Genomic DNA, 14,392 nt, shown 5'->3' with positions numbered 1-14,392 from the left:
GTCCGGTTGAGTTTTAGCGAGGGTTCCATGCGTCTTCTGTCGATCGCCGCCGTCGGCCTGTTCAGCTTGGCGGGGTGCAGCCCGTCTTCGGCCGAAAGCGCCTCGACCGAGACGACGGAGGCTTCGCAGCCCCCCGCGTTGACGACGTCTCAGGACGCGAAGCCGAAGGCAAAGTCGGCGGCGGGCGCCCCCGACGCCCTGTTCGAACGCGCCGAACCGGCTAGGGCGACCCTGGCGCTGAACAAGGAAGGTTCGGTCTGGCGCGTCTCACTTCGCGCGGGGGGCGTCCCCAACGGCGCCGCCACGGCCGCGGACTGCGAGCTTCAGGCGATAGGGCCGCAGGATGCGGATGGGGTTATCGCGGCGCGTGTGGTGCCGTTCGAGGGCGAACTGAACGACATCACCGCCGCGGACATCGGCGCCAATCCTCCCGTCATCCAGGTGCGTGTCGGACCGGAAGGCATATTTGTCGAGGACGGCGGCGCGGCCGGCCGCTTCTGCGGCATGGGGTCCGACATCGACGGCTTCTACCGCCGGCTCGGAAGCGCGGACTAGGCCGGTTTTCCCGCCTTCGTCAGCCCGGCGGCTGCATGCAGCCAGGCTGTCCGGTCCGTTCGGGGGAATCCGCCAGGGGCGCATGGACATCCATGCGCCATGCGAATCGTCCGTTCCGAGCGCGAGCCAGGTCCCAGCGATCGGGACTTTCTGTTTTCGCCTGACGCAGGGCTCGAGCGCCGAGGCAGCGCCCGGACGGGACTTCCTTGGCGATGCGGCAGTCGCTGACGTTCTGGTCAGGATCGACGGCGCAGTCCAGTTCGACCTCGCCCACGGCGATGAAGGTGAAGGGCTGAACCACCCGGCTGTCGACAGGCTGCCCGTCGACCTGGCCGGGCTGCAGTCTTGATCGGGCCATGCCGTCCAGGCCTGCCTGGCCGAAACCCCAGCCCAGAGGCGTTTCCTCGATCACGCGGCAATCGCGCGTGCCGCCTTCGCGGGTCGAGACGCATTGGATGCGGGCGACGCCCGATACGGCTTCCTTGAGCGCGCGAGCGGGGAAGAGGTCTTGGATGTTGGGCTGCGACAGGAAGCGCGGCGAGACATCCAGGCGTTGCGTCGGCGGCGGCTCAATCGGCGGAGGGGCGGCCGAAGTCGAGGTTTGAAACAGAATAAGAAGAGCGGCGCCGATTGATGTCACAGACCGACGTCCCAGACCCCCGCGTCGCGCATCCGGCATTCGCGGGCTTCCTCGGCGCGGCCGCCCATGTCGCGGGCCATGCTGCGTATGGCGTCGGACACCGTCGTCTTGTGCACGCCCGGCACGACCGAGTGGATGAAGGCGCAACTCGCCAGCCGCATCAGTTTGAAACCGAAGCGCGAAGAGGCGGCCATATGCTCGAAATAGGTCTCTTGGACCTCGCGCGGGTGATCGCGGAACAGACGGGAAAACGTGCTCGACATGGGGTAAGCCTAACGCGGTTCCGGGCGGCCCTCTACCCGGCTTCGTCATTTTGGCCTAAACCCGCCGCCGGAACAGGGGTCGCATCGTCACGCCCGCTCAAGGCTGCGTGACGACGGCATGGAACTCCGGACACGGACACTAGGGAAACACGTCATGGCCGAAGGCACGCACGCCTCGCAACAAACCTTCCGTTGGGACGACCCCTTCGACATGCGGGGACGGCTGACCGACGACGAGCGCATGATCCAGGACGCGGCGCGCGCCTATGCCCGCGACGCCCTGCTGCCGCGCGTGGTTGCGGCCTTCCGTGACGAGGTGTTTGACCGCGCCATCATGACCGAGATGGGCGAGATGGGCTTCCTGGGGGCCATGCTGCCGGAACAGTACGGCGGTTCGGAAGCCAGCCACGTCGCCTATGGCCTGATCGCCCGCGAGATCGAGGCGGTGGACAGCGGCTATCGCTCGGCCATGTCGGTCCAATCGTCCCTGGCCATGTACCCGATCTACGCCTTCGGCTCCGAAGAGCAGAAGATGAAGTTCCTGCCGAAGATGGCGGCGGGCGAACTGGTCGGCTGCTTCGGCCTGACCGAGGCCGACGGCGGTTCCGATCCGGCCTCGATGAAGACCACGGCGGTCGCGGTCGAGGGCGGCTATCGCCTGAACGGCGGCAAGTACTGGATCACCAACAGCCCCATCGCCGACCTGGCCATCGTTTGGGCCAAGCTGGACGGCGTGATCCGCGGCTTCATCGTCGAGCGCGATTTCGACGGCTTCACCACGGGCAAGATCGGCGACAAGCTCAGCTTGCGCGCCTCGATCACCGGCGACATCGGCCTGAACGACGTCTTCGTGCCGGAGGCCAACCTGCTGCCGGGCGTGAAGGGGTTGCGCGGGCCCTTCTCCTGCCTGAACAAGGCGCGTTACGGCATCGCCTGGGGCGCCATGGGCGCGGCCGAGTTCTGCCTGCACGCCAGCCGCGACTATGTGGCGGAGCGCACCCTGTTCGGTCGTCCCCTGTCGTCGCGTCAGCTGATCCAGAAGAAGCTGGCCGACATGCAGACCGAGATCTTCCTGGGCTTCGAGGGCGCCTACGCCCTGGGTCGCCTGTTGGACACGGGCGCCTGGGTTCCCGAGGCCATCAGCCTGATGAAACGCAACAACTGCGGCAAGGCCCTGGCCGTCGCGCGCGAGGCCCGCGACATGCACGGCGGCGCCGGCATCACCGGCGAACTGCATGTCATGCGCCACGCGATGAACCTCGAGACGGTCAACACCTATGAAGGTGCGCACGACGTTCACGCCCTGATCCTGGGTCGCGCCATCACGGGCGAAGCGGCCTTCTGATCCCGACATCTCCCTTCGCGGCTTCGCTTCGGGAACCTGAAGCTTTCAGCGGGGTTCGGATGCGGATCGCATCTGCACGGATTTCGCACTAGGCTGTGAGTCCGCGAAGGGAATGACCATGAACCGATACGCCCTGCCGGCCGCGACCGGCGCCGTCCTGACCCTGATCCTGAGCCTTTCGGCGGGAGGGCTTCCCACGACGGCGTCAGCGGCGACAGCGGCTGCGGCGACGGTTCAAACGCCGAGCGTGCAAGGTCTGCCCTATGACGCTCGGCGCGGGGTTTTCACCTTCGCCTCGGGCCTCGACGCCTCCCTGCCTGCGGTGGTCCAGGTGACGACCCTGGGGCAGTCGCGCGGACCCAGCTCCGACCATGATCCCAAGCCCGCCCAGGGCGGCTCCGGCGTCATCATCGACGCCGCCAACGGCATCATCGTCACCAACCACCACGTCATCGAGAATGGCCAGAAATTCACCGTCGACCTGATCGACGGGCGCCTGTTCGACGCCACCCTGATCGGGGCCGACAAGGCCACCGACATCGCCGTCCTGAAGATCGAGGCTTCTGGCCTGTCGCAGGTCCAGACGGTGGATTCCGACACCCTGCGCACCGGCGACCTGGCCTTCGCCGTCGGCTATCCCCTGGGCCTGGACCAGACCCTGACCATGGGCGTCATCTCCGGCCTGAACCGGTCGGGCATGGGCGACGCCATCGAGGACTATATCCAGACCGACGCGGCCGTGAACTCGGGCAATTCGGGTGGGCCGCTGCTGGACAGCCGGGGACGGTTGATCGGCATCAACACGGCCATCCTGTCGGGCGGTATGGGCGGCGGCAACGACGGCATCGCCTTCGCCGTGCCGACGCGGATCATGATGTTCGTCGTGGATCAACTGCGCGCCAGCGGAGAGGTCAAGCGCGGCCAGGTCGGTCTGGCCGTGGGCTCCCTGACGGCCGAGCGTGCGCGCGAACTGGGCATGAGCATCGTACGCGGGGCCGTCGTCTATGACGCGGCGCCGGGTTCGTCGGCGGATCAGGCGGGCCTGCGTGCAGGCGACGTCGTCACCCGCATCCAGAATCGCCCTGTCGCCAACGCAGGCTCCGTCCAGGCCACGGTGGGCATCGCCCGGCCGGGCGCGGTCCTGCCCGTCGTCTATCTGCGCGACGGTCGCGAGCGGACGGCCAATCTGACGGTGGAGGCTTCGGATCCGGCCGCCGTGCGGATCGGAGCCCATGCGGCCATGGCGCGCGGCCTGACCTTCCGCAATGTTTCCGACGGCGCCCAGATCGCCGTGGTCGAGGCGGGGTCCGCCGCAGCCGCGGCGGGCGTCCAGGCCGGGGACGTGGTGGTGTCGGCGAACGGCGCCGGCGTGGCGGACATGGCCGCCCTGGCGCGGGCGCTGCAGGGGACGGGCGCGGTCGCCCTGACGGTCCTGCGCGACGGTGAAAGAACCGAGATCAGCCTGCCGGGCTGATCATCGACGGCCGGAGGCGCTTTCCATCCGAAAGCGCCTCTATCCGCGACCCTGCTCCAGACAGCAAAACGCCCGCGTCGCCAGGAGGGGGAGGGGGGCGGTCGCGGGCGTCTCGCTTGGAGGAAGCATCGGCCCGTCGAAGCCCTTAACGCGGAAAAATCCTGGGGGGCTGGGGGGGCTGTTCAGGATCCGGGACTCTTCCGAACTCCGACAGGCCGATAATCGACTTATGATCGGCCTTCCGGGCGGACGAAGGACGGAATGGGGGCGTTTTCGTGTTCCCCGAAGAAAGTTCTCCGGCCAAGCTTGGCCCCGGTCGAGGCGTCAGACCCTGGACAGGATCAGGGTTCCGTTGGTGCCGCCGAAGCCGAAGCTGTTGGACATGACGTGTTTCAGTTCGCCGTCATGGCGCTTGCGCAGGATCGGCATGCCTTCGAACTCTGGGTCCAGGTTCTCGATGTGGGCGCTTTCGGCGGCGAAGCCGTGCTTCATCATCAGCAGGCAGTAGATCGCCTCCTGCACGCCCGCGGCGCCCAAGGAGTGACCCGTCAGCGACTTGGTCGAGGAGATCATCGGCAGGTCGTCGCCGAAGACGTTACGCACCGCGCCCATCTCCTTGGAATCGCCGACCGGGGTCGAGGTGCCGTGTGGGTTCAGGTAGTCGATGCGCGGGTTCCCGGCCATCTCCAGCGCCAGCTTCATGCAGCGCTCGGCGCCCTCGCCCGAGGGGGCGACCATGTCGTAGCCGTCGGAATTGGCGCCGTAGCCGGTGACCTCGGCGTAGATGGTCGCGCCGCGCGCCACGGCGCGTTCGTATTCCTCGAGCACCACGATGCCGGCGCCGCCGGCGATGACGAAGCCGTCGCGATCCTTGTCATAGGCGCGGCTGGCCTTGGCCGGGCTGTCGTTGAAGTTGGAGGACATGGCGCCCATGGCGTCGAACATGTTCGACATGGACCAGTCGATGTCCTCGCAGCCGCCGGCGAAGACCACGTCCTGCTTGCCCCAGGCGATCTGCTCGGCGGCCGCGCCGATGCAGTGGGCGCTGGTCGCGCAGGCCGAGGAGATCGAATAGTTGATCCCCTTCAGCTCGAACCAGGTGGCCAGGACGGCCGAGGGGCCGCTGGCCATGGCCTTGGGCACAGCGAAGGGGCCGACGCGCTTGGGCGAGCCCTTCTCGGCGGTCGTCTGGGCCGCCTGCAGGATAACCTGGGTCGAAGGACCGCCTTCGCCGACGATCAAGCCGATGCGCGGATCCTTGATTTCGTCGGAGGACAGGCCGCTGTCCTTCAACGCCTCTTCAAAGGCGATGTGGGCCCAGGCCGTGCCGTTGGCCAGGAAGCGGGCGGCGCGGCGATCGACCAGCGGCGCCCAGTCTTCGGCTGTATGGCCCAGGGCGGGCGGCGCCCAGACCTGGGAGCGGAAACCGTACTTGATGTGGTCCGGCGCGGATTGGACGCCCGACTTGGCGTCGCGTAACGAGGCCGCGACCTCGTCCTGGCCGGTGCCGATGGAGGAGACGATGCCCAGTCCGGTGACGACGACGCGCCGCATGGTGGTTTCCTAACTTTCAAGTCTTCAGGTCGCCGCGTTGGCCGCGGTCTGGATGAGGAGGTGGGGACGAACCGCCCCCGACGCCAGCGGACCATGCCCGCAAGACGCCGTCGGGGGCAAGGAGGCGAGAAGCCTCAGGCCTTCTCGCCGCCTTCGGCCTGGCCGCCGAACAGGCCGACGCGCATGTCGTTGCTGGTGTAGATGACCTCGCCGTCGGCCTCCAGCACGCCGTCGGCGATGCCCATGACCAGCTTGCGGTTGATGACGCGCTTCAGGTGGACCTTATAGACCACCTTCTTCACGTCCGGCGTCACCTGACCGGTGAACTTGACCTCGCCGACGCCCAGGGCGCGGCCCTTGCCCGGTCCGCCGATCCAGCCGAGGTAGAAGCCGACCAACTGCCACATGGCGTCCAGGCCCAGGCAGCCCGGCATGACCGGGTCGCCGATGAAGTGGCACTGGAAGAACCAGAGGTCCGGGTTGATGTCGAGCTCGGCCTCGACATAGCCCTTGCCGTAGTCGCCGCCGTCGGCCGAGATCGTCTTGATCCGATCGAACATCAGCATGGGCGGGGCAGGCAGCTGGGCGTTGCCCGGACCGAACAGTTCGCCGCGGCCCGAGGCCAGCAGGCCTTCATGATCAAACGACGACGGATATTGGGACTGGGTCAAAATTCGGGACTCCGGCAGGTGTTGCTGGCGCGTTACACGAGGCGGCGCGCCTGCTCAACAGGGGTGAGGTCTAGCGGCGCCCCGCTCCGGCCGGGCGCGAGGCGTTGCAAAGGGCGCGTTCCTGGGTTCCGAAGACGGCCCGTTCGGCTACCCAACCGCGTATCTTGCGGGCGCGAACCCGGCACCAGCCGTCCTCGCATTCGTCCAGGGAGACGATGGAGCGGGGCGACAGGCGGGCGCGGACGGCCGAGGCCTCGGTCCGGCCGGCGTGGATCATGATCTCGGCGTCCGACCGGTTGAAGACGCTGCGGCGGCCTGAGGCCACGGTGCGGTGAATCCAGGCGACCGAGCCGTCCGGGTCGCAGATCTTGCGCCATTCACGGGTCTCGGCGATCACCTGAACGGGCAGGCCGGCGGCGTGGTATTCCCACAGAATGCGGTAGTCGAGGCCAGGCCCCTGACGCGCCCGCACCTGCGAGGACTTCAGCGTGACCCAGCGCGGCACCTCCAGACCCGTCGGGGTCGGGCGGCCGTTGGGCATGGTCGCGCCGGCGCCCGCGAGGACGCCCAGGCCGAGGACAGACATGATGACGGCGATACGCCGGAAACTTTTGAACCTGACCACAGCTTTGCTAGACATCGGATCAATCCGTCCCGCACAGACGTCGCCGTCCGTCGAAACCCAGGCTCCCTATGTCCGTCCGCAAGCTTAAGGTCGTATTAACCAGACGGCTGCCCGACACGGTCGAAACACGGATGCGCGAGCTTTTCGACGCCGAGCTGAACCTGACGGACCGCCCCATGGACCGACAGGCTCTGGTCGAGGCTCTGCAGCGGGCCGAGATTCTGGTGCCGACCATCACCGATCACCTTGACGCCGAGATGATCGCGGCGGCGGGCGAGCAGTTGAAGATGATCGCCAACTTCGGCGCGGGCGTGGACCATATCGACATCGACGCCGCCGTCGGTCGCGGGATCATCGTCACCAACACCCCGGGCGTCCTGACCGAGGACACGGCCGACCTGACCATGAGCCTGATCATGGCCGTCAGCCGCCGTGTCGTCGAAGGCGCCAATGTCGTCGCGGCGGGCGAATTTCAGGGATGGAGCCCGACCTGGATGTGCGGGCGCAAGCTGTGGGGCAAGCGTCTGGGCGTCGTCGGCATGGGTCGCATCGGCCAGGCCCTGGCCCGGCGCGCCAAGGCCTTCGGCATGCAGGTCCACTATCACAACCGCAAGCCGGTTTCGGACATGATCGCCGAGGAGCTGGGCGCCACCTGGTGGGACGACCTGGATCAGATGCTGGCGCGGATGGATGTCGTCTCCCTGAACTGTCCGGCCACGAAGGATACCCACCATCTGCTGTCGGCCGAGCGTCTCGCCCGGCTTCAACCCCACGCCATCGTGGTCAACACCGCGCGCGGCGAACTGATCGACGAGGCGGCCCTGGTCGAGGCCCTGGATCGCCGCGCCCTGTTCGGCGTCGGCCTGGACGTGTTCGAGCATGAACCCGCGGTGCATCCGGGCCTGATCGGCCGTCCGAACGTCGTCCTCCTGCCCCACCTCGGCTCAGCGACCATCGAGGCCCGTCAGGACATGGGCGACCGCGTCATCGCCAACATCATGACCTATCAGAACGGCCACCGCCCGCCGGACCGGGTCATTCCGGCGATGTTGTGAACGACGTTACCCGATGATCTTGACGCTCCGCCGCCGGACCTCCAGTAAGGCGAGGTCTCGCGGGGGAACACATGACAATTCAGACGACTAGCCATGCAGCAGCTTTGTCGCGGCGAGGCGCGCTGGGCCTAGGCGCCGGCCTGATCGCGGTCCTTTGGGGGATGGGGCGGAGCCACGCAGCGACGAGCGCCTATCCGCTGGCCGATTTCTTCGCCCAAGCGAAGACCCGGGCCGTCGTCCTGTCGCCTTCGGGCGACCGTATCGCGGTCCTGGAACAGCACGGCGCAGCCGATGACCCGCGAGGCCTCATCCTGTTGTTCGATGCGGTCGATCCGGCAAGACCCGTGCGGCGCATCGAACTCGGGAGTCTGAAGGTCGAATGGCTGGATTGGGCCAACGAGCAACGTTTGCTGGCCGGGGTGGTGATCAAGAAAACTGTGCCCGGGGCGAAACCAATCGGTTCTCTCACGCCCGGGGCGGCCCAAACCGTCACGGCGCGCCGTGTCGTCTCTTTGGACACGGCGGGCGGAGATCCGGTCGTGCTGTTTGAGACTGACGCCGCGCGCATGCGCCGATCCCAGGACATGGGCGCTGTCATCGATCTCCTGCCCGAAGATCCCGACCACGTTCTGATGGTGGCCTGGGAGGTTGAAGGCGTGATGGGTCTGCACAAGGTCAACATCAACACCGGCAGGGCCGAGCGCTTGGAGCGCGGCAATTTCGCCACTGTCGGTTGGCGTACGCACAACGGCGTCGCGGTTCTGCGGCGTGACGTCAATCCACGCCGAACGGTGGAGACCCTTTACGCTCGCGCACCGGGCGAAAGCGAATGGAAGTTCATGCGGCGCACCCGCATCGTCGATAAGCCCGACCTTTCCTGGGTCGCCGGCGGGGACAACATCGACACCGTGCTCGTTTCCACACGCGCAGAGGGCGAGGATGTCGAGACCATCCGCGAGATGAATCTGCATACCCTGGCCTTTGGTCCGCCCATGCAGCCGCGCGCGGGGCGGGACGTGCTCTATGGTCTGCTCGACGATCGCCGCCGCTATGTGGGGGCGGCCTATTATGGCGATCGACTGGAGTATGAGTTCGCCGAGCCGGGCCTTGCGGCGCACCACCGCGCCATGAATCGCTTCTTCGACGACGACTGCGACGTCCACCTAGTCCAAATCAGCCCCGACCGCAGTCGAATCGTCGCCTATGTCGACGGCCCGCGTGAACCGGGCGCCTGGTATCTCTACGACAAGACCGCGAGGAGCATGACCAACATGGGCGCCCGCTTGGTGCTTGATCCGCAACGCCTGGGCCACTGTCGGCTGTTGAAGATCGGCACGCGCGACGGCGCTGAAATCGAGGCCTACCTGACGTCTCCGCCGGGCGGGACGCCTGGGCCTCTGGTCGTTCTGCCGCACGGCGGCCCGGAAGTCCGCGATCAGCGTCGCTTTGATCGACAGGTGCAGGTGCTGGCGGCCCAGGGCTGGTGGGTTCTGCAACCCAATTTCCGTGGTTCAGGCGGCTATGGCCTGGACTTCGCCAAACAGGGCTGGCGCCGTTGGGGCGAGCGGATGCAGGAAGATATCGAGGACGCCGTAGCCCATGTGGTGCGCGACAAGGGGCTGGACGCCGAGCGGGTGGCCATCATGGGAACCAGCTACGGCGGCTACGCCGCCTTGATGGGCGCCGTGCGGCGGCCCGACCTCTACAAGGCCGCCATCTCGATCTGCGGCGTGTCGGATCTTCCTGACATGCTGGCCTGGGAAAAGCGCGACGACGAGACGCCGACCAAGGAAATTTTCGATTTCTGGAAGAAGCGGATCGGGGATCCGGAGGTCGACGGGCCCATGCTGGAAGCAGCGTCCCCGCGTCGCCGAGCGGCGGAGATCGCCTGTCCCGTCCTGTTGGTGCACGGCGTGAACGATGAGATCGTTCCCATTGTCCAATCTCGTATCATGAACCGCGCACTGCGCGGTGCAGGCAAGTCGGTGGATCACGTTGAAGTGCCCGACGCCGGACACGGGGATTGGGAGGACAAGGTCGAGAAAGAGCTGATGGAACGCTATGTGGCGTTGCTACGGCGTGCTTTCGCCTGATCGCTACAGATCGGGCAAGCGGGGTCAGCCGCCACCTTGGCCACGCGGCTCGTTCCGGCCAGTCCGTCATAGAGCATCAGGCGACCGGCAAGCGGTTCGCCTGCGCCGGTGATCAGTTTGATCGTTTCCAGGGCCGCTATGGCGCCGATGACGCCGGCCAGGGCGCCGACCACGCCGACGCGGGCGCAGGTCTCGGCCTCCGGCGGGGTCTCGGGCACCAGGCATTGATAGCAGGGACGGCCGGTGAAGGTGCCGACCTGGCCGTTCCAGCGGCCCAATGCTCCGGACACCAAGGGCACGCCCGCGCCGACACAGGCGGCGTTGACGGCGAAGCGGGTGTCGAAGTCGTCGGTGCCGTCCAGAACCACGTCGAAGCGCTCGATCACGCTGCGGGCGTTGTCGGAGGTCAGGCGCGCGACGAAGGGCTCAACGGCGACATGGGGGTTGAGGGCGGCCAGGTGTTCGGCGCCCGCCTCGACCTTGGGCCGATCCGTGTCGGCGGTGGTGAAGATGATCTGGCGTTGCAGGTTCGACAGCGCGACCCTGTCATGGTCGATCAGGCCGAGCGTTCCGACCCCGGCGGCGGCCAGATAGAGGGCGGCGGGCGCGCCCACCCCGCCCAGGCCGACGATCAGGACGCGAGCGCGTTTCAGGGCCTGTTGGCCGGGGCCGCCGATCTCGGACAAGACCAGCTGGCGCGCGTAGCGATCGACCTCCTCGTCGGAAAAGCGGACGGGAGGGGAGGGAGGAGATTGGGTCACGCCTGCCTGTTTAGCGCAGTCGCTCGGGCGCGTCAGGCCGGAAGCGGCGGCGGCTAGACCACCGGCTTCAGAGTCTCGACCGCCTTGGCGAGCAGTCTTTCAGCCCGGTCGTGACTCAGCTGGTTCAGCCTGTTCCCGTTCAGCAGACGCACCGTCGCGGGCGTCGTCGCAACCAGGGTCATCGGCCATTGTGGAAAGAGGCGGGCCGACGCGCTCTGGTCCGAGAGCAGGCGCAGGTTTTCATGACGAGGGTCGGCGCGCAGTCGATCCATCAACTGATCCACCTCGGCGCGACGCCCTTCGATCGCCTGTAGGAAACAGCCGTTGTCGCGCATCAGAACCCCGGTCAGGCCGTCGCGGCGGTTGTTGCGCTCCGAGGCGCCGAGAATCTCCGCGAGATCAAGCAGGCTGGTCGCAGCCTCCCCGACGGCGTCGCTGACGTAGAGGGCGCGATGAAGGGGCACTGGGTACTCGAACTGAAGACGACGCAACTGGCGGCCATCTGTCATGGTTGAAGTTTACAATTCATTTCTTCGCAGGGCTGCGGCGCGGCGACGCCTTGCGAGGGCGGCGTTTCCTCGCCATCTGCTCCGCCATGACCCAGAGTTCCAACTTCCCTGACTGGCACGGCACCACCATCCTGGCGGTGCGCAAGAACGGCCGCACCGTCATCGCCGGCGACGGTCAGGTCTCCATGGGGCCGACCATCGTCAAGGGCGCGGCGCGCAAGGTGCGCACCCTGGCGGGCGGCAAGGTGCTGGCCGGCTTCGCCGGGGCCACGGCTGACGCCCTGACCCTGATCGAGAGGCTGGAAGCCAAGCTGGAACAGTATCCGGACCAGTTGGCCCGCGCCTGTGTCGAACTGGCCAAGGACTGGCGCACCGACCGCTACCTGCGCCGTCTTGAGGCCATGCTGCTGGTCGCCGACAAGGACACCGTCCTGACGGTGACGGGGGTCGGCGATGTGCTGGAGCCGGAATACGGCGTGGCCGCCGTCGGCTCGGGCGGCAACTACGCCCTGGCCGCCGCTCGCGCCCTGATCGACGAGAACACCGAACTGGACGCCGAGCAGATCGCCCGCAAGGCCATGAAGATCGCCGCCGACATCTGCGTCTACACCAACGGCAACCTGACTATCGAAAGCTTGGGAGTGGCGAGTGGTGAGTGACGAGTGGCGAGGCCGTCCGGGTTTCGCCGCCGCGCCTGCTGTTCTACCGCTCCGCCTGCCTTCCTCCCTTTCTCGCCACTCATCACTCGCCACTCGCCACTAAAATCATGACCGACCTGTCTCCCCGTGAAATCGTTTCCGAGCTGGACCGCTACATCGTCGGCCAGGACGACGCCAAGCGCGCCGTGGCCGTGGCTTTGCGCAACCGTTGGCGCCGCAAGCGCGTGCCCGACGACCTGCGCGACGAAGTCACGCCCAAGAACATCCTGATGATCGGCCCGACGGGCGTGGGCAAGACCGAGATCGCGCGGCGCCTGGCGCGTCTGGCGGGTTCGCCCTTCCTCAAGGTCGAGGCGACCAAGTTCACCGAGGTCGGCTACGTCGGCCGCGATGTCGATCAGATCATGCGTGACCTGGTCGAGAGCGCCCTGGTCATGGTCCGCGACAAGCGCCGCGCGGACGTCAAGGCCCGCGCCGAGGGGCAGGCCGAGGAGCGTATCCTGGACGCCCTGGTGGGCGCAGGCTCGCAGCCCGCCACGCGCGAGGCCTTCCGCAAGAAGCTGCGCGCCGGCGAGTTGGACGACAAGGAGATCGAGATCGCCCTGGCCGATACGGCCTCGCCGCTGCAGGGGCTGGACATGCCGGGCGGCGGCAACGTCGGCCTGCTGAACCTGTCGGAGATGCTGGGCAAGATGGGCGGCGGTCGCACCAAGACGGTCAAGCTGACCGTCCGCGAGGCCCTGGCGCCACTGGTGACGGAAGAGAGCGACAAGCTGCTGGATCAGGAAAGCCTGACCAAGGAGGCCCTGCTGCTGGCCGAAAACGAGGGCATCGTTTTCCTGGACGAGATCGACAAGGTGGCGGCGCGTCAGGGCGCCTCTGGCGCCGACGTGTCGCGCGAAGGCGTGCAGCGCGACCTGCTGCCCCTGATCGAGGGCACGACGGTTTCGACCAAGTACGGGCCGGTGAAGACCGACCACGTCCTGTTCATCGCTTCGGGCGCCTTCCACGTCGCCAAGCCGTCGGATTTGCTGCCCGAACTTCAGGGCCGCCTGCCGATCCGGGTCGAACTGAAGGCCCTGACCCGCGACGACTTCAAGCGCATCCTGACCGAGCCCGAGGCCAATCTGATCCGTCAGAATCAGGCCCTGCTGGAAACGGAAGGCGTGACCCTGGTCTTCACCGACGACGCCGTCGAGGCCATGGCCGACGCCGCCGTGGCCGCCAACTCCACCGTCGAGAACATCGGCGCGCGTCGTCTTCAGACGGTGATGGAACGGGTGCTGGAGGAGACCAGTTTCAAGGCCTCGGACCTGTCGGGCCAGACCCTGACCTTCGACGGCGACAAGGTGCGCGAGAAGGTCGGCGACCTGGCCAAGAACGTCGACCTGAGCCGGTTCATCCTGTGACGGCCTGATCCGTTGTCATGGCGGTGCGGGTCAGCCCCGCATCGCCTCCACCGCCTCGACCAATCGCTCCAGATCGGCGGGGCTCGACAGCCGGTGGTCGCCGCCCTCGATCAGGTCGAGGCGCAGGTCGCCGCCGGTCAGGCGTTCGGCTAGTTCGACCTGATGACGCCACGGTACAACATCGTCGGCGCGGCCCTGCAGCACATGGACCGGCGCCGTGATCTCGATCCGGCCGTCCAGCAGCAGCCAGTCGCGGGCCTCCTCGAACATTCGCTGCGTCAGGACGTAGGACCCCAGTCCCTCCTCCGTGATGACCGTCTCGCCTTCGCGCAGGATGGCTTGGCGCTCGTGATCGGCCAGCCCCGGCCACATCAGCTTTTCGGTGAAGTCCTGGGCCGGGTTGACCAGGACCAGGCCCTTCACCCGCTCCGGTCGCGCCAGGGTCGCCAGCAGGGCCGCCCAGCCGCCCATGGACGAGCCGACCGGAATGACGGGACCGTCGAGGCTGTCGATCAGGGCGACGGCGTCCTCGCGCCAACGACCGATGGTCGCCTGCTTCCAGTCGCCGGAGGAGGCGCCGTGGGCGAAGTGGTCGTAGCGGACATAGCTCCAGCCGCGTTCGCGGGCGGCGACATCCAGGGCCAGGGCCTTGGTCCCCTCCATGTCCGAGCGGAAGCCGCCGATCCAGATGACCGTGGGGCCGTCGCCCTTGATCGCCTTGAAGGCCAGGGTCTCGCCGTCGGGGCGGTTCAGGGTCTGGATGTCGGACATGGCTTCCT

The 14,392-nt window shown here is 67.2% G+C and carries 15 protein-coding genes; 7 read left to right on the top strand and 8 right to left on the bottom strand.

Going from position 1 to position 14,392, the window contains the following annotated elements; genetic code table 11:
* The first annotated feature begins 27 nt into the window (after nucleotides 1-27).
* Nucleotides 28-555 carry a hypothetical protein gene (locus tag ABIE19_RS09920; RefSeq protein ID WP_354089010.1) on the top strand — a complete coding sequence of 176 codons (528 nt, stop codon included), beginning with the start codon at nucleotides 28-30 and terminating at the stop codon, nucleotides 553-555.
* A 19-nt stretch (nucleotides 556-574) separates the two neighbouring features.
* Here ABIE19_RS09920 and ABIE19_RS09915 read toward each other — a convergent pair whose 3' ends face one another.
* Both ABIE19_RS09915 and ABIE19_RS09910 read right to left on the bottom strand, forming a co-directional pair.
* Nucleotides 575-1,195 carry an energy transducer TonB gene (locus ABIE19_RS09915; protein WP_354089009.1) on the bottom strand — a complete coding sequence of 207 codons (621 nt, stop codon included), beginning with the start codon at nucleotides 1,193-1,195 and terminating at the stop codon, nucleotides 575-577.
* A complete protein-coding gene (locus tag ABIE19_RS09910; RefSeq protein ID WP_354089008.1) occupies nucleotides 1,192-1,458 on the bottom strand; it encodes a DUF6356 family protein in 267 nt (88 codons plus the stop codon). Before ABIE19_RS09910 ends, ABIE19_RS09915 begins: the two co-directional genes overlap by 4 nt.
* A 154-nt stretch (nucleotides 1,459-1,612) precedes the next feature.
* Between ABIE19_RS09910 and ABIE19_RS09905 the strand changes: the two genes are divergently transcribed.
* Together ABIE19_RS09905 and ABIE19_RS09900 are read left to right on the top strand one after the other, a co-directional pair.
* Nucleotides 1,613-2,803 carry an acyl-CoA dehydrogenase family protein gene (locus tag ABIE19_RS09905; protein ID WP_354089007.1) on the top strand — a complete coding sequence of 397 codons (1,191 nt, stop codon included), beginning with the start codon at nucleotides 1,613-1,615 and terminating at the stop codon, nucleotides 2,801-2,803.
* A gap of 118 nt (nucleotides 2,804-2,921) precedes the next feature.
* Nucleotides 2,922-4,277 carry a S1C family serine protease gene (locus tag ABIE19_RS09900; protein ID WP_354089006.1) on the top strand — a complete coding sequence of 452 codons (1,356 nt, stop codon included), beginning with the start codon at nucleotides 2,922-2,924 and terminating at the stop codon, nucleotides 4,275-4,277.
* Between the two features lie 324 nt (nucleotides 4,278-4,601).
* Here the strand turns inward: ABIE19_RS09900 and fabB are convergent, their stop codons facing one another.
* The 3 genes from fabB to ABIE19_RS09885 all read right to left on the bottom strand — a co-directional run bounded on the left by fabB (nucleotide 4,602) and on the right by ABIE19_RS09885 (nucleotide 7,088).
* Nucleotides 4,602-5,831, bottom strand: coding sequence for a beta-ketoacyl-ACP synthase I (gene fabB, locus ABIE19_RS09895; protein WP_354089005.1), 1,230 nt, complete (start codon nucleotides 5,829-5,831; stop codon nucleotides 4,602-4,604).
* Nucleotides 5,832-5,965: 134 nt separating this feature from the next.
* Nucleotides 5,966-6,502, bottom strand: a complete 537-nt coding sequence (fabA, locus tag ABIE19_RS09890; RefSeq protein WP_354089004.1) for a 3-hydroxyacyl-[acyl-carrier-protein] dehydratase FabA — start codon at nucleotides 6,500-6,502, stop codon at nucleotides 5,966-5,968.
* Nucleotides 6,503-6,572: 70 nt separating this feature from the next.
* Complete coding sequence (locus ABIE19_RS09885; RefSeq protein ID WP_354089003.1) at nucleotides 6,573-7,088, bottom strand: SH3 domain-containing protein; 516 nt, start codon at nucleotides 7,086-7,088, stop codon at nucleotides 6,573-6,575.
* Between the two features lie 107 nt (nucleotides 7,089-7,195).
* Between ABIE19_RS09885 and ABIE19_RS09880 the strand changes: the two genes are divergently transcribed.
* Both ABIE19_RS09880 and ABIE19_RS09875 read left to right on the top strand, forming a co-directional pair.
* Nucleotides 7,196-8,182 (top strand): 2-hydroxyacid dehydrogenase, encoded by a 987-nt coding sequence (locus ABIE19_RS09880; RefSeq protein ID WP_354089002.1) that lies wholly within the window; start codon nucleotides 7,196-7,198, stop codon nucleotides 8,180-8,182.
* A 161-nt stretch (nucleotides 8,183-8,343) separates the two neighbouring features.
* Complete coding sequence (locus ABIE19_RS09875) at nucleotides 8,344-10,275, top strand: alpha/beta hydrolase family protein (protein ID WP_354089001.1); 1,932 nt, start codon at nucleotides 8,344-8,346, stop codon at nucleotides 10,273-10,275.
* Here the strand turns inward: ABIE19_RS09875 and ABIE19_RS09870 are convergent.
* Nucleotides 10,242-11,036, bottom strand: coding sequence for a HesA/MoeB/ThiF family protein (locus tag ABIE19_RS09870; protein ID WP_354089000.1), 795 nt, complete (start codon nucleotides 11,034-11,036; stop codon nucleotides 10,242-10,244). The two genes, ABIE19_RS09875 and ABIE19_RS09870, sit on opposite strands and share 34 nt — an antisense overlap.
* A 53-nt stretch (nucleotides 11,037-11,089) precedes the next feature.
* Nucleotides 11,090-11,500: a BLUF domain-containing protein gene (locus tag ABIE19_RS09865; protein ID WP_354088999.1), complete on the bottom strand. Its 411-nt coding sequence runs from the start codon at nucleotides 11,498-11,500 to the stop codon at nucleotides 11,090-11,092.
* 131 nt (nucleotides 11,501-11,631) lie between these two features.
* Between ABIE19_RS09865 and hslV the strand changes: the two genes are divergently transcribed.
* Complete coding sequence (hslV, locus tag ABIE19_RS09860) at nucleotides 11,632-12,204, top strand: ATP-dependent protease subunit HslV (protein WP_354088998.1); 573 nt, start codon at nucleotides 11,632-11,634, stop codon at nucleotides 12,202-12,204.
* Nucleotides 12,205-12,311: 107 nt separating this feature from the next.
* Complete coding sequence (gene hslU, locus ABIE19_RS09855; RefSeq protein WP_354088997.1) at nucleotides 12,312-13,613, top strand: ATP-dependent protease ATPase subunit HslU; 1,302 nt, start codon at nucleotides 12,312-12,314, stop codon at nucleotides 13,611-13,613.
* 30 nt (nucleotides 13,614-13,643) lie between these two features.
* Here hslU and ABIE19_RS09850 read toward each other — a convergent pair whose 3' ends face one another.
* Nucleotides 13,644-14,384, bottom strand: coding sequence for an alpha/beta fold hydrolase (locus ABIE19_RS09850; protein WP_354088996.1), 741 nt, complete (start codon nucleotides 14,382-14,384; stop codon nucleotides 13,644-13,646).
* Nucleotides 14,385-14,392 lie beyond the last annotated feature (8 nt).

This window comes from Brevundimonas faecalis (genome assembly GCF_040549405.1).
Taxonomy (GTDB): Bacteria; Pseudomonadota; Alphaproteobacteria; order Caulobacterales; family Caulobacteraceae; genus Brevundimonas; species Brevundimonas faecalis.
This window is presented reverse-complemented; position numbering and strand designations above follow the sequence as displayed.

Excerpts from the sequence above, each read along its gene's own strand:
- ABIE19_RS09900 (WP_354089006.1), top strand. The coding sequence starts at position 2,922 with ATGAACCGATACGCCCTGCCGGCCGCGACCGGCGCCGTCCTGACCCTG.
- ABIE19_RS09850 (WP_354088996.1), bottom strand. The coding sequence starts at position 14,384 with ATGTCCGACATCCAGACCCTGAACCGCCCCGACGGCGAGACCCTGGCC.
- ABIE19_RS09920 (WP_354089010.1), top strand. The coding sequence starts at position 28 with ATGCGTCTTCTGTCGATCGCCGCCGTCGGCCTGTTCAGCTTGGCGGGG.
- hslV (WP_354088998.1), top strand. The coding sequence starts at position 11,632 with ATGACCCAGAGTTCCAACTTCCCTGACTGGCACGGCACCACCATCCTG.
- ABIE19_RS09910 (WP_354089008.1), bottom strand. The coding sequence starts at position 1,458 with ATGTCGAGCACGTTTTCCCGTCTGTTCCGCGATCACCCGCGCGAGGTC.
- ABIE19_RS09905 (WP_354089007.1), top strand. The coding sequence starts at position 1,613 with ATGGCCGAAGGCACGCACGCCTCGCAACAAACCTTCCGTTGGGACGAC.
- ABIE19_RS09875 (WP_354089001.1), top strand. The coding sequence starts at position 8,344 with ATGGGGCGGAGCCACGCAGCGACGAGCGCCTATCCGCTGGCCGATTTC.
- ABIE19_RS09880 (WP_354089002.1), top strand. The coding sequence starts at position 7,196 with ATGTCCGTCCGCAAGCTTAAGGTCGTATTAACCAGACGGCTGCCCGAC.
- hslU (WP_354088997.1), top strand. The coding sequence starts at position 12,312 with ATGACCGACCTGTCTCCCCGTGAAATCGTTTCCGAGCTGGACCGCTAC.
- ABIE19_RS09885 (WP_354089003.1), bottom strand. The coding sequence starts at position 7,088 with ATGTCTGTCCTCGGCCTGGGCGTCCTCGCGGGCGCCGGCGCGACCATG.
- fabB (WP_354089005.1), bottom strand. The coding sequence starts at position 5,831 with ATGCGGCGCGTCGTCGTCACCGGACTGGGCATCGTCTCCTCCATCGGC.